General features: G+C 72.4%; 11 protein-coding genes. 8 read left to right on the top strand and 3 right to left on the bottom strand.

All coding sequences use genetic code 11. The features are described from left to right. Positions 1-169: 169 nt before the first annotated feature. The 4 genes from KUM32_RS24315 to KUM32_RS24300 are packed head-to-tail and all read left to right on the top strand — an operon-like array spanning position 170 to position 3,732. Positions 170-976, top strand: coding sequence for an ABC-2 family transporter protein (locus KUM32_RS24315; protein ID WP_217144066.1), 807 nt, complete (start codon positions 170-172; stop codon positions 974-976). Between the two features lie 19 nt (positions 977-995). Continuing rightward, positions 996-1,847 carry an ABC transporter permease gene (locus tag KUM32_RS24310; RefSeq protein WP_308408710.1) on the top strand — a complete coding sequence of 284 codons (852 nt, stop codon included), beginning with the start codon at positions 996-998 and terminating at the stop codon, positions 1,845-1,847. A gap of 13 nt (positions 1,848-1,860) precedes the next feature. Next, positions 1,861-2,865: an ATP-binding cassette domain-containing protein gene (locus tag KUM32_RS24305; protein WP_308408708.1), complete on the top strand. Its 1,005-nt coding sequence runs from the start codon at positions 1,861-1,863 to the stop codon at positions 2,863-2,865. Between the two features lie 33 nt (positions 2,866-2,898). Further along, the gene (locus KUM32_RS24300; RefSeq protein WP_217144065.1) at positions 2,899-3,732 is read left to right on the top strand and encodes a DUF1707 domain-containing protein; all 834 of its coding nucleotides are present in this window, start codon (positions 2,899-2,901) and stop codon (positions 3,730-3,732) included. 110 nt (positions 3,733-3,842) lie between these two features. On the opposite strand, the gene KUM32_RS24295 is transcribed toward KUM32_RS24300, so the two are convergent. Then, positions 3,843-5,207, bottom strand: a complete 1,365-nt coding sequence (locus tag KUM32_RS24295) for an SGNH/GDSL hydrolase family protein (protein WP_217144064.1) — start codon at positions 5,205-5,207, stop codon at positions 3,843-3,845. 197 nt (positions 5,208-5,404) lie between these two features. On the opposite strand from KUM32_RS24295, the gene KUM32_RS24290 reads away from it, so the two are divergent. Continuing rightward, a complete protein-coding gene (locus KUM32_RS24290; protein ID WP_217144063.1) occupies positions 5,405-6,814 on the top strand; it encodes a DUF445 domain-containing protein in 1,410 nt (469 codons plus the stop codon). Between the two features lie 73 nt (positions 6,815-6,887). Continuing rightward, positions 6,888-8,405 carry an MFS transporter gene (locus tag KUM32_RS24285; RefSeq protein WP_217144062.1) on the top strand — a complete coding sequence of 506 codons (1,518 nt, stop codon included), beginning with the start codon at positions 6,888-6,890 and terminating at the stop codon, positions 8,403-8,405. 209 nt (positions 8,406-8,614) lie between these two features. Here the strand turns inward: KUM32_RS24285 and KUM32_RS24280 are convergent, their stop codons facing one another. Both KUM32_RS24280 and KUM32_RS24275 read right to left on the bottom strand, forming a co-directional pair. Next, complete coding sequence (locus tag KUM32_RS24280; RefSeq protein WP_217144061.1) at positions 8,615-8,917, bottom strand: hypothetical protein; 303 nt, start codon at positions 8,915-8,917, stop codon at positions 8,615-8,617. Between the two features lie 183 nt (positions 8,918-9,100). Continuing rightward, a complete protein-coding gene (locus KUM32_RS24275) occupies positions 9,101-10,561 on the bottom strand; it encodes a hypothetical protein (protein ID WP_217144060.1) in 1,461 nt (486 codons plus the stop codon). Positions 10,562-11,323: 762 nt separating this feature from the next. Between KUM32_RS24275 and KUM32_RS24270 the strand changes: the two genes are divergently transcribed. Then, positions 11,324-11,794: a carboxymuconolactone decarboxylase family protein gene (locus KUM32_RS24270; RefSeq protein ID WP_217144059.1), complete on the top strand. Its 471-nt coding sequence runs from the start codon at positions 11,324-11,326 to the stop codon at positions 11,792-11,794. A gap of 459 nt (positions 11,795-12,253) precedes the next feature. Next, positions 12,254-13,363: a peptidoglycan-binding protein gene (locus tag KUM32_RS24265; protein ID WP_217144058.1), complete on the top strand. Its 1,110-nt coding sequence runs from the start codon at positions 12,254-12,256 to the stop codon at positions 13,361-13,363. The last annotated feature ends 129 nt before the right edge of the window (positions 13,364-13,492 follow it).

Genomic DNA, 13,492 nt, shown 5'->3' with positions numbered 1-13,492 from the left:
CTGATGAAGACTCTCGCACCGGGCGTTCCGTTCCCGCTCGGCGGCACACCCGCGAAAACGGGTGCCATCCGTCCGGCGTCCGGTGCACCGTGCCCGGATATTGCGTGGCGTGGTCCGTGGCCGTCGCCCTAGGCTCGTGCGCTTTGGTGCCGGTCGGTGGAGGAGGGCTGTGGGCGTGGGCTCGGGGCGGTTGTACGCGGCCGTCGCGGCCGGGGGATTCAGACGGTACGCGACGTATCGGGCGGCCACGGCGGCCGGGGTGTTCACCAACACGGTCTTCGGGCTGGTTCTGGTCTACACCTATCTGGCCCTGTGGGACGAGAAGCCTCAGCTCGGGGGCTACGACCAGGCGCAGGCCGTCACCTTCGTGTGGCTGGGGCAGGCGTTGCTGGCGGCGCTGGCGATCGGGGGCGGCGGTATGGAGGACGAGCTGATGGAACGCATCCGTACGGGTGACATCGCCGTCGATCTGTACCGGCCGGTGGACCTCCAGCTGTGGTGGCTGGCGGCGGACGTGGGGCGGGCGTTGTTCCAGTTGCTGGGGCGTGGGGTGGTGCCGTTCGCGTTCGGGTCGCTGTTCTTCCCCGTGTCGTTGCCGCGTGAGGCGGGCACGTGGCTGGCGTTCCTCGTGGCGGTGCTGCTCGCGATGGTGGTGGGCTTCGCGCTGCGGTACCTGGTGGCGCTGTCGGCGTTCTGGCTGATGGACGGCACCGGGGTGACGCAGATGGCGTGGATCGCGGGCCTCTTCTGCTCGGGGATGCTGCTGCCGCTGAACGTCGTCCCGGGTGCGCTGGGCGAGGTGGTCCGGGCGCTGCCGTGGTCGTCGCTGCTCCAGGCGCCGGCGGACGTGCTGCTGGGGGAGGCCGATTGGCTGGGGACGTTCGCGTTCCAGGCGGGGTGGGCGGTGGCGCTGCTGGCGGTGGGGCGGCTGGTGCAGTCGGCGGCGACGCGTCGGGTGGTGGTGCAGGGTGGCTGAGGCGACCGGGGCGACCGGGGTGACGGAGGCGGCCGGGCGGGGGAAGCAGGGGGCACGGGGCGGCCGGGTCGCCGAGGGGCTGCGCGCGTACGGGTTGATCGCGGCGATGTGGGTCCGGTCGACGATGGCGTACCGGACGTCCTTCGTGCTGATGACGTTCGGGAACTTCGCGATGACCGCGCTGGACTTCGTGGCGATCCTGTTGATGTTCTCCCGGGTCGACGCGCTGGGCGGCTACTCGCTGTCCGAGGTGGCGTTCCTGTACGGGCTCTCCGGGGTCTCCTTCGGGCTGGCCGACCTGGCGGTCGGTTCGATGGAGCGGCTGGGGCGCCGGGTGCGGGACGGCACGCTGGACACGCTGCTGGTGCGCCCGGCCCCGGTGCTGGCGCAGGTGGCGGCGGACCGGTTCGCGCTGCGCCGGCTGGGCCGGGTGACGCAGGGCCTGCTGGTACTGGGGTACGCGCTGACGCTGGTGGACATCGACTGGACGCCGGCGAAGCTGCTGCTGCTGCCGGTGATGCTGCTCAGCGGCGCGGGGATCTTCTGTGCGGTGTTCGTGGCGGGGGCGGCGTTCCAGTTCGTGGCGCAGGACGCGTCGGAGGTGTCGAACGCCTTCACCTACGGCGGTACGACGATGTTGCAGTACCCGCCGACGGTGTTCGCGCTGGAGATGGTGCGGGGGGTGACGTTCGTGGTGCCGCTGGCCTTCGTGAACTGGCTGCCGGCGAGTTATGTGCTGGGTCGGCCGTATCCGCTCGACCTGCCGGGGTGGGTGGCGTTCACGCCGCCGCTCGTGGCCGTGGCCTGCCTCGGGGCGGCGGGGCTGGCGTGGCGGGCGGGGCTTCGTTCGTACCGGAGTACAGGCAGTTAGGGGAGTCGGGGTCGTGGAGTCGGCAGAGGTGGACACCGATCGTGGGGCGCCCGGGGCGGCCTTCATCGAGCTGGACGGTGTCGAGAAGGTCTTCGAGGTGCGCAAGCGGACCGGTTTCCTGAGGCGGGAGCGGCGGCAGGTGCGGGCGGTGGACGGGCTGTCGTTCACCGTGGCGCGCGGTGAGATGGTCGGCTACATCGGGCCGAACGGTGCCGGGAAGTCGACGACGATCAAGATGCTCACGGGCATCCTGACGCCGAGCGGGGGCCGGCTGCGGGTGGCCGGCATCGACCCGTCCCGGCAGCGGGTCCGGCTGGCGCACCGCATCGGGGTGGTGTTCGGGCAGCGGACGACGCTGTGGTGGGACCTGCCGCTGATCGACTCCTACCGGCTGATGCACCGCATGTACCGCATCCCGGACGCCCGTTACCGGGAGAACCTGGACCGGTGTGTGGAACTCCTCCAGCTGGAGGAGTTGTTGGACGTGCCGGTGCGGCAGCTGTCGCTGGGGCAGCGGATGCGCGGCGACATCGCGGCGGCGCTGCTGCACGATCCGGAGGTGCTGTACCTGGACGAGCCGACGATCGGCCTGGACGTGGTGTCGAAGGCCAAGGTGCGGGGCTTCCTGCGGGACTTGAACGCGGAGCGCGGCACGACCGTGCTGCTGACCACGCACGATCTGCAGGACATCGAGCAGTTGTGCTCCCGGGTGATGGTCATCGACCACGGGCGGCTGATGTACGACGGCACGCCGGCCGGGCTGCACGAGGCGGGGGAGAGCGAGCGCACGCTGGTGGTGGACCTGGAGCGGGAGTTGCCGCCGATCGAGGCGCCGGCGCCGGCGCGGGTGGTGCGGGTGGAGGGGCCGCGGCAGTGGCTGGCGTTCCCGGCGTCGGCGTCGGCGGCCGGGCTGGTGGCGCGGGTCGCGGCGGAGTACCCGCTGGTGGACCTGTCGGTGCGGGAGCCGGACATCGAGTCGGTGATCGCCAAGATGTACGCGGAACGCGCGGGCGCGTAGTGTCCGCCGCGGTGACCTCGTAGGCTGCTGTACATGACCGACGACGCCCCGGAGCTCCGCGCATCCGACGCCGACCGTGAACGAGTCGCCGAGGTCCTGAGGGACGCCCTCGCGGAGGGGCGGCTGGACATGAGCGAGTTCGAGGAGCGGCTGGACGCCACGTACAGCGCGCGGACGTACGGGGAACTGGCGCCGATCACCCGGGACCTGCCGGTCGGTACGGCGGACGTGGCGCCGCGGGTGTCGATGACGAAGGAGCCCGAGCGCGGCGGGGACTGGGCGGGCCGGATCACCGGCGGCGAGGGTTCGTCGTCCTGGGCGGTCGCCGTGATGTCCGGCTTCCAGCGCAAGGGGCGCTGGACGGTGCCGAAGCGCTTCAACTCCTTCGCGTTCTGGGGCGGCGGGGACATCGACCTGCGCGAGGCGAACTTCGCGGACGGCGAGGTCGTGATCAACTGCATCGCCGTCATGGGCGGGATGAACGTGATCGTGCCGCCGGGCGTCGAGGTGGTCGTGCGCGGCATCGGCATCATGGGCGGCTTCGACCACCGCGAGGAGGGCGTCCCCGGGGACCCGGGCGCCCCGCGCGTCGTCGTGACGGGCTTCGCCTTCTGCGGCGGGGTCGGCGTCGAGCGGAAGCTGACGCGGGCGGAGAGGCAGCGGCTCAAGGAGGAGCGCCGGCAGGAGAAGCTGGAGCGCAAGGCCGCGAGGAGGGAGCTGCACGCCTCCTTCCGGGAGGACGTGGAGGAGGCCCACCGCGGGATGCTGGAGGGCCACCGGGACATGCTGCGCGAGCACCGCGACGCACGCCGCGAGGAGCGCGAGCTGCGCCGCGAGGAACGGGACCGCCGCGGGCACGACGACTGACCGCCCCGCCGGGCGCGGGTCCGGGGCACGTCCGGGCCACGTTTTGGGGCGGCGTCGGGCGGGTTGCCCTGTGGGCCGTGCCGCGCCGTGCGGCCGGGGCCCCGGTCCGGTCACAGCCGGACCGGTGCCGCGCCCTTCAGGTCGTCCAGGTCGACGGTCCGGCCCATCCGCGCGTACCCCTTGTCGCTGGGGTGCAGGTGGTCGCCGCTGTCGTGGTCGGCGCGCAGCCGGCGCGGGTCGTAGGGGTCGCGCAGGGCCTTGTCGAAGTCGACGACCGCGTCGAACACGCGGCCCGAGCGGATCTCCTCGTTGACCTCCTGCCGCATCCTCTCCCGGGCCCGGGTGTAGCCGTCGTGGCCGCCGAACGGCGTGATCGTCGCGCCGACGACCCTCAGCCCGCGGGCGTGCGCCTGGTCGGTCATGGCGCGCAGGCCGGCGAGGATGCCGTCCCGGTCGGCGAGTTCCGGGCTGTGCAGGACGTCGTTGACACCGAGGACGATGACGACGGCCTTGACGTTGGTGCGGCCCAGGACGTCCCGGGGGAACCGGCTCAGCGCGCTCGGGTTGTCGGCGGGCCGGCCGGACCTGCCGGTCAGGATCCGGTTGCCGCTGATGCCCGCGTTGACCACGCTGTAGCGGGGCGCGTCCCGCCCGTCCTCGGCCGCCTCGTGCAGCCGCTCGGCGAGGACATCGGTCCAGCGGTGGTTGGCGTCGGTCTTGGCGCCGAAGCCGTCGGTGATCGAGTCCCCGATGGCGACGACGGTGCCGTCGGCCTCGTGGCTCAGCACGTCCAGCGCGGTCACGTAGCGCCAGTACCGGGTCTCGGTGGTGTACGCGAGCGCGGTGACGTCCGCGACGCGGTCGCCGTCGGCGAGGTAGCTGGTCTGCCGTGCCTGCGGGTGGAAGGTGACCGGGCCGGACGGGACGGGGGAGTACGTGGTGATCAGGACGTCCGCACCGTAGGGGACGGCGATGCGGGCGATGTCGCTCATGACCTGTCCGCCCGCCGGGATGACGACCCGGGCGCTGCCGCCGAAGGTGAGCCGGCGCATGGTGTCGGCGAGGGCGGCGGCGGTGCCGGTGCCGTCGGCCAGGGCGATGGAGGCGTGGGTGACGGTCAGCGGGGACCGGCCGTAGTGGTTGGACAGGGTGACCCGGGCGCTGGTGCCGCCGGCGCTCGCGTGCACGACGTTGCGCACCGAGCGGCCCGCCATGCCGGTCGTCCCGGTGCCCGGTTCGGCCGCGGCCGGGGCGGTGGACCAGGCCCCGACCCAGGTGCCGGCGGAGGCGGGGGCGGCGTTGCCGCGCGGGAACCCGTCCCCGGCGGGCGGGGTGCGGCCCTTCGTGCCGTCGCCGGCGGGCGTCCCGGCGTATATGGCCGCGGAGATCGCCACGACCAGGGTGAGGATCGCGGCGAGCAGGGCACGGTGCTTGGTGGGAGGCGCCCCCGTACCTCCGTCACGACCCCGGGTCATGCTGTGCTGTTCTCCTCGGGCGAGGGGAGCTGCGAGGCTCCGGTCCGACGCATCCATGATGCGGCATGGGCCGGGGCAGGGCGCCGGGGGCCCGGGGCGTTCCCCTCCCGGACAGGCGCCGGGAACTTGTGTTCCGTTCCGGGAGTCGGTCAGGAAGGGACAATGTGTGCGGGGCGGATCAGCGAACGGTGGAGCGGATGGAACGCACGAGAGCGGAACACCGGGACGGTTCCTCGGGTGCCGAGGTGCCCGGAGGCGCCGGGAGCGGCCACGGAGCCGCCGGTGCCACGGCGGCGGGCACCCCGGGAACACCGGGTGCCTCCGGCGCCGTACGCGACCGCGCGATGACGTCCTTCAGCCCGGCCGACGAGGTCAAGCGCCGGGGCGTGCGCCGCATGAAGCTCACCGCGACCGGTCTGCTGCTGTTCGTCGCCGTGGTCTACGTCCTGGCCGAGTGGGCCTCCCACCGGGGCGCGGGCGCCTGGGCGGGCTATGTCTCCGCCGCCGCCGAGGCCGGCATGGTCGGCGCCCTCGCCGACTGGTTCGCGGTCACCGCCCTCTTCCGCCACCCCCTGGGCATCCCCATCCCGCACACCGCGATCATCCCGAAGAAGAAGGACCAGCTGGGCGTCTCGCTCGGTGAGTTCGTCGGGGAGAACTTCCTCTCCGAGGACGTCGTACGGCAGCGGCTGCGCGCCGTCGGCATCGGCAGCCGGCTCGGCGCCTGGCTCGCGGTCCCCGACCACGCCGACCGGGTGACGGCCGAGCTGTCCGCCGCCCTGCGCGGCGCCCTCACTGTGCTGCGCGACTCCGACGTCCAGGCGGTGGTGGGGGAGGCGATCACGCGCCGTGCGGGCGCGCAGGAGATCGCGCCCGGCATCGGCAAGATGCTGGAACGGGTCGTCACCGACGGCGGTCACCGGCGTGCCGTCGACCTGATCGTCTCCCGCGCCCACGACTGGCTGGTCCTGCACGGCGACTCCGTGATGGACGCCGTGCAGGGCGGGGCGCCCGGGTGGACGCCCCGGTTCGTGGACCGGAAGGTCGGCGAGCGCGTCTACAAGGAGCTGCTGCGCTTCGTCACCGAGATGCGTGACATGCCCGCCCACCCCGCGCGCGGCGCCCTCGACCGCTTCCTCACCGACTTCGCCTCCGACCTCCAGTCCGACACGGAGACCCGTGCGCGCGTGGAGCGGCTGAAGACGGAGGTGCTGGGCCGCGGCGAGGTCCAGGACCTGATCGCCTCCGCCTGGACGGCCGTACGGTCCATGATCGTCTCGGCGGCGGAGGACGAGCAGAGCGAGCTGCGCCTGCGGGTCCGCGCCTCGCTGCTGTCGCTGGGCGCCCGGATGGCCTCCGACGACCGGCTCCAGAGCAAGGTCGACACCTGGGTCGAGGGCGCCGCGGTGTACGTCGTCACCACCTACCGCCGGGAGATCACCTCCCTGATCACCGACACGGTGGCGAGCTGGGACGCCGAGCACACCACGAAGAAGATCGAGGCGAACATCGGCCGCGACCTCCAGTTCATCCGGATCAACGGCACGGTGGTCGGCTCGCTGGCCGGGCTGCTGATCTACACGGTCTCCCGCATCCTGGGGGCGTAGCCTCCCGGCGCGGCGGGCGTGTCGCTCCCGGTCCAGGGCACACGGGAAGCGTTCGCTCGACGGAGAGGGAGCCATGACAGCAGAATCGTCGTCGTCACCGGCCGCGGTGCCCGCCTCCACCGGTACGGTCACCACCGCGGTCCCGGCCCGCCTGGACCGGCTGCCCTGGTCACGCTGGCACTGGATGATCGTGATCGGCCTGGGCACCGTCTGGATCCTGGACGGCCTGGAGGTCACGATCGTCGGCAACGTCGCCGGACGGATCGCCGAGGACGGCAGCGGCCTGGACATCAGCTCCGCCCAGATCACCGGCCTCGCCGCCGCGCTGTACGTGGCGGGCGCGTGCTCCGGCGCCCTGTTCTTCGGCTGGCTGACCGACCGCCACGGCCGCAAGAAGCTCTTCATGGTGACGCTGGTCGTCTATCTGGCGGCGACCGCGCTGACCGCCCTGTCCTTCGAGTCCTGGTGGTTCTTCCTCTTCCGGTTCCTGACCGGCTTCGGCATCGGCGGCGAGTACGCGGCCATCAACTCCGCGATCGACGAGCTGATCCCGTCCCCGTACCGGGGGCGGGTCGACCTGATCATCAACGGCAGCTACTGGCTCGGTGCGATCGGCGGCGCCCTGCTGTCCATCGTGATGCTGGACACCGGCATCTTCCCCAAGGACCTCGGCTGGCGGCTCAGCTTCGGCCTCGGTGTGGTCCTGGGCCTGGTCATCCTCCTGGTCCGACGGCACGTCCCGGAGAGCCCGCGCTGGCAGTTCATCCACGGCCAGGGCGAGAAGGCCGACCGACTCGTGTCGTCCGTCGAACGGGAGATCGAGGCGGAGAAGGGGGAGCGGCTGCCGCGGCCGGCCGGTGAGATCACCATCCACCAGCGCAAGAGCATCGGCTTCGGCCTGATCGCCAGGACCGTCTTCCGCCGCTACCCGCGCCGCGCGGTCCTCGGCCTGTCCCTCTTCATCGGCCAGGCCTTCCTCTACAACGCCATCACCTTCGGCTTCGGCACCATCCTCATCACCTTCTTCGACGTGCCGACCGGCAGCACCGGCTACTACTTCGCCGTCATCGCCGCCGGCAACTTCCTGGGCCCGCTGCTGCTGGGCAAGCTCTTCGACACGGTCGGCCGCCGCATCATGATCTCCAGTACGTACCTGCTGTCGGGCCTGCTGCTCTTCGGCACGGCGTACCTCTTCGACCGCGGCTCGCTCACGGCGTCGACGATGACCGCCTGCTGGTGCGTGGTGCTGTTCTTCGCGTCGGCGGGCGCCTCCAGCGCGTACCTGACCGTCTCCGAGATCTTCCCCATGGAGACCCGCGCCATGGCCATCGCCTTCTTCTACGCCCTCGGCACCGCCGCCGGCGGTATCAGCGGCCCGCTGCTCTTCGCCGACCTGACGGAGTCGGGCGTGGTCGGCGACACGGTCCTGGCCTTCCAGATCGGCGCCGGGCTGATGTGCGCGGCCGGTCTGGTGGCGGCGTTCCTGGCGGTGAAGGCGGAACGCCGTTCGCTGGAGGACATCGCGGAACCGCTGTCGACGGTGGAGGCGGGAGCCCGGGGAACCGCCGGTTCCGGCGCGGCGACCAGGTAGCGGCGTCCCGCGCGTCCCGCGCGCCCCGTACGCCTGTACGGCCCGCCGGCCGGCGACCGTGAGGAGCCGCCGCCGGCCGGCGATCGCCGTGCTCAGGTCCGTCGGTCGGCGATCGCCGCGTCTCGGGCCCGTCGGTCGGCGATCGCCGCGTTCAGGCCCGTCGGCCGGTGACCGCCGCGTTCAGGCCCGCCGGTCGGTGACCGCCGCGTTCAGGCCCGCCGGTCGGCGACCGCCCACGAGGCCAGCGCCACGGCACCGGCGACGCCGAACACGGCCGGCCAGGCGCCGACCTTCTTGGCCAGCGGGTGGGATCCCGCGAAGCCGGCGACGTAGGCGGCCGTCAGGGCGCCCGCGGCCTTCCCGCCGGCCCGCTGCCGCCACTGCTGCGCGGCGGCGGCCCCGGCGACGGCGAGCACGGCCCCGCCGAGCTGCCGCTTCTTCGTCCAGCGGGCCACGCCGTACCCGCCGACCAGCCCGCTCGCGGCGACCACCGCGCTGGGAACCTTCGCCATGCCTGCCTCCTGCTGACTGTCTGCCGCGCCGCTTCCTGCCCGCCGCGCCGCTTCCTGCGACCGAGGCTAATCCGCACCGGCCCCGGGGCCCGCGCCGGGGTGTTCGCCTCATGCCCAGCGCCCAGGAGCAGCACCGTACGGACGCCGGCCGCGCGCCCTCGCGCGGCGGACGACCTCTCCTCGTCACCCCGAGGCCAGCTGCTCGGCGATCTCCTTGAGCCAAGCGGACGTGTGCTCCGGGTCGTTGAGGGTCGTCTCCCAGTCCTCCTGTTCCATCTTGTGCTGATCGGGGCCCGCCTTGAGCGCGACGAGCAGCTCCCGGGCGGACCGCCGCACCTCGGGCGTCGTGTCGGAGCTGCCGGGGATGTCGGGACCCGCCGCCAGGCTGTAGATCTTGTGCGCCATCAACTGGCGCTCGTGCCTCGACACCTTCTTCCAGACCTTCAGCGAGTGCTTCAGCGAGTCCCAGCTGGACTTGGCCTCCGGCACTTCCTCGCCCTCCGGCGTGTAGCGCTCGGGGTGGTGGGCCTCTTCGAAACGCTTCTTGGCCGCGCGGCCGCCCTTGTAGCCGGCGACGCCGAGGACCAGTCCGGCCCCCACCGCGGCGGTGATCCAACCGGCCGGGTTGCTCCCCAGCGCCCCCGCCGCGGTGACCGCTGCCACGACGCCACCCGCGGCCTTGGCGGGCTCGCCCACCACGCCGCCCACCGTCTCCTTGCCGATCTTGGTGAGCTGCTTCTTCTTCGCGTACTGCTGCGCCTGGCCCAGGGTCTCCACCTCCCGTTGGGCACGCGCGTGTGCTTGGGCGTCATGGGCGCGGGCGTGCGCCTCGCGGGCGCGGGTGTACGCCTCGCCGAGGGCTTCGTTGGCGGCTTGAGCGGCCGGGTACCACAGCGCGGGTCGGCGACCTCGGTTGGCCTCCACAATGGCCGTCACGTTCGCCTGCGCCTCCTCGACCTGCTGCGCCGCCTGGGTCTCCTCGGCCAGCAGCCGGGTCAGCCACTCGGCGTGGACGGTGCCGGCATCTCCGAGGTTCTTTATCCTGTTGTACTTGCGGGTCGCTCCCCCGACCCGGCCCGCGGCACGGGCGCCCTTCCACAGGCCGGTGATGGCGCTGAAGATGCCGCTCACCTCGGCGGCGGTCGCGGTGTCCGCCGCTGCCTGGAGCTTGGTCGCGTCCTTGGCGATGGCGGCGCCGTAGGACCCCGTACTGGCGGTCCCGACGACCGCGTCGGCCCCCTTGACCTTGGACTTCTTGCTGGCCGTGTGGTGTGCGGCCCCGGTCTTCTTCTTCTTGGAATCCCTCAGGTTCTTGAGCGCATCCAAGCTGTTGACCACGACGCCGGTGAGCTCTGTGAGGAGGTTCCACGACGCGCCGGACGTCCCCGCCGCGGCGGCGTCGTGCGTCAGGGCTCCGTTCCCCGAGGAGCCGGCCGTCTGGCCGAGGCCGGCGCTGGTGGGGGCCTGGGCACCCTTGGCCATGTTGTCCGTGGGTTCGAGGTTCTTCTTGACCTTGTCCAGCAGTTCGGTGGCCTTCTTGAGGAGTTCGTCGGTCGCCTTCGCGTCGGCCGCCGCCTCGGCCGCCGTCTCGTCGGCCTGCTCCTGGGCGGTCACGAAGGATTCCGTTTCTGACCCGTTGGTCATGACGGATTCCGTTTCTGACCTGTTGGTCATGACGGATTCTGTTTCTGACCGGTTGGTCATGACAGATTCCGGTTCTGACCGGGCGGTCACGAAGGATTCCGGCGTGCCTGGCCGGGACGTCTCGGGGGTCTCCGGGGCCCGCTCCAAGGTCGCGCCTCTGACGCGTTGCACCATGGCGGTCGCGGCCCGGTTGCCGACGGTGGACTGGAACTGAAGGAAGGCCTGCTGCGCCGAGGTCCCGGTCTGGCTCCCCCTGCCCTCCCGACGCTGCCTGTCCGACGCCAGCGTGGCCACGGACGGCCGAGTCGAGGTGTGGTGGACCGGAGTGCTCATGGGGATGTACCTCTCCTGCGCAGGGCCGGGCGAGGCGAAGGTAGCGAGGCATGGCGAACAGAAGGGGTGCGGCGGGGAAATTCTTCACGGACGCTGTGGGACGCGTCGTCCGACCACCTGCTGACCGCCTGCTGACCGCCTGAGCGTCCGGATGCCCGAGTGTCCGGCTGATCTGCCGCGCGGCTTCCCACCCGCCGCGCCGCTTCCCGCACCGAGGCTGGTCGGCACCGGACACGCCGCACGCGCCGGGGTGAACGCTCGTGGGCCGACCGGCCCGACAACCGGCCGTTTCCGGGCAGAAGAGGCATAGATGCCATGACAGCGTTCGTCCGAGACCGTCACATCCCACTCGCACGCCCCGTTGTAGCCGTGTGACGCCCACGGGCGACGACTGACGACCACCAGCGACCGACGACGGATGGCCACACCATGGATGCTCGACTCAACATCTTCGACAACCCGCTCGCAGGCCGGCTCATGCGGCACATCAACTCCGCGGGCAAGGTCCTGACGGACTCCCCTCTGCCCGCCACGACGCAGGAGCTGGTGAAGATCCGCGCCAGCCAGATCAACGGATGCGGCCTCTGCCTCGACATGCACACCAAGGACGCCGCGAAGGCGGGGGAGACCGCGCTGCGCCTCAATCTGGTCGCGGCGTGGCGGGAGGCCAAGGTCTTCACCGACGCCGAACGCGCCGCCCTGGAGCTGACCGAGCAGGGCACCCGCATCGCCGACGCCGGCGGTGTCACCGACGAGGCCTGGGCGGAGGCGGCGAAGCACTACGACGAGGAGCAGCTCGTCGCCCTGGTGGGCCTGATCGCAGTGATCAACACGTACAACCGCCTGAACGTCATCACCCGGCAGCCGGGGGGCGAGTACGAGCCGGGGATGTTCGGCTGACGCCCGTGGCGCACCGGCGGACGGCCCGCCCCGTCGGCCGGGGCGGGCCGTGCCGGCAGCCCACTCCTGTACGGCCGGACCGCGCGAAGCCCCCACCGCCCCGCCCGGCGGACAGGCCCGGTTCCTCCAAACGGGTGACCGGCGCGTCTGGACCAGCTCCCCACCAGGCACTCTTCCGGATGAACGCCGCCGCCCTCGCCGCCGGGCCCCGGCGCGGCCCTCCCCACGTGCGACGACCGCCTCACCGACGGGCCGCGGCACCCCCGTCGGCCGGGGCACGAGACGGACGGCCCCGCAGCGGGCGTGGCCCGGCGCGGCGCCTCCGACGCTACGCTCTGCGCCGCTGTAGGCCGTTGCGTCCATGCATGCCCTCACATGACGTGGCTGACCTGCCGCTATGCCGTCATGCAGCGGTATGGACACGCGGCCGTTCTGCCGGATGACGGGGAGAGAGACGACATGGCGTACGAGCACGAGGGCTCGGGCGGCCGGGAGCAGCCACCGGGGGTGCAGTTGGCGCGGCTGCTCCGGCAGTGGTGGGAAGGGGCAGGGAACGCCCCCGGCGGTGTGCGACCGACCCAGCAGGCGCTGGCCCACAGGGTGGGGGTCGACCAGACCACCCTCTCGCGCTATCTGAATCCCAAGCACACGTCGAACGCGCCCCCGCGCGTGGTGGAGGCCCTGCACGCGCAGTTGTGCGCCCCGGCGGCGGAGCTGGAGAGGGCGCGGGCGTTGTGCCGGGCCGCGCTGGCGGAGAGCAACCGCCAGCGCGGCGCCGGCGGCAGGCAGGCCACCGTCGCGGACGGGTCGGCGGACGGGACCGGTGCCGGCGACGGACCCGGCCCCACCATCCGACGGGGCACGGCTCCCGCGACCGGGGCCGGCCCTGCCCCCGGGACTGCCGAGGCGGACGCGGCGGACGCGGCCGGCACATCGGGCACTCCCCGTTTCGGGCGGGCGTTGCCGGCGCTGATGGTGGCGGCCGTGATCCTGGCCTTCGTCGCCGGGGCGGGCGTGCGCGAGCTGGTCGCGCCGAGCCACGACGTCACCGCTGCCGGTGCGGCCGGTGCCCTGCCCGTGAGCGAGGAGCCGCCCCGCTGGCCTCTGCTGCGGATGAAGAAGGAGGACCAGTACACCCGTTGCCGTGCCCTGCAGCACCTGCTGAACGCGCACGGCTACGAGATCAGGGCGGACGGCTTCTTCGGTGAGGAGACCCGGGACGCCGTCATGCACTTCCAGCGCGGGCGGGACCTGTCGCCCGACGGCAAGGTGGGCGACGACACCTGGCCGGAACTGGTGAAGACGGCCGGATCCGGAGCCCAGGGCCCGCACGTCCTGGCCCTCCAGGAGCTCCTGAACAACGTGGGTCAGGGCGGCACGGTGGTGTCGGGCAGGTTCACGGCGGTGACCGCGGAGGACCTGAGGCACTTCCAGCGCACCCATGGACTCCCGGTGACCGGGAGGACGGACACGGAGACCTGGCTGGCCCTGCTGGTGGCACAGCTCCCGCCCGTCAAGGCTCCGGCGTACCAGAGGGCCACGAGCCTGCCTCCGCCCACGTCCGCGTGAGGGGGGCGGCGTGGGGGCCCGTCCAGGGGGGCCGCACATGACGCACCGTCCCCTATGCGGATGGCATAACCGCAGGTGAGAGCCGCGTGATGCAGGGTGCATGGATGTGCCTGGGCAAGCGCCCCGCAT

This window comes from Streptomyces sp. AC627_RSS907, from assembly GCF_019049165.1.
Note: the sequence above shows the minus strand (reverse complement) of the source record. Positions and strands in the feature narration are given on the sequence as shown.

Excerpts from the sequence above, each read along its gene's own strand:
- KUM32_RS24300 (WP_217144065.1), top strand. The coding sequence starts at position 2,899 with ATGACCGACGACGCCCCGGAGCTCCGCGCATCCGACGCCGACCGTGAA.
- KUM32_RS24295 (WP_217144064.1), bottom strand. The coding sequence starts at position 5,207 with ATGACCCGGGGTCGTGACGGAGGTACGGGGGCGCCTCCCACCAAGCAC.
- KUM32_RS24290 (WP_217144063.1), top strand. The coding sequence starts at position 5,405 with ATGGAACGCACGAGAGCGGAACACCGGGACGGTTCCTCGGGTGCCGAG.
- KUM32_RS24285 (WP_217144062.1), top strand. The coding sequence starts at position 6,888 with ATGACAGCAGAATCGTCGTCGTCACCGGCCGCGGTGCCCGCCTCCACC.
- KUM32_RS24280 (WP_217144061.1), bottom strand. The coding sequence starts at position 8,917 with ATGGCGAAGGTTCCCAGCGCGGTGGTCGCCGCGAGCGGGCTGGTCGGC.
- KUM32_RS24275 (WP_217144060.1), bottom strand. The coding sequence starts at position 10,561 with ATGACCAACGGGTCAGAAACGGAATCCTTCGTGACCGCCCAGGAGCAG.
- KUM32_RS24270 (WP_217144059.1), top strand. The coding sequence starts at position 11,324 with ATGGATGCTCGACTCAACATCTTCGACAACCCGCTCGCAGGCCGGCTC.
- KUM32_RS24265 (WP_217144058.1), top strand. The coding sequence starts at position 12,254 with ATGGCGTACGAGCACGAGGGCTCGGGCGGCCGGGAGCAGCCACCGGGG.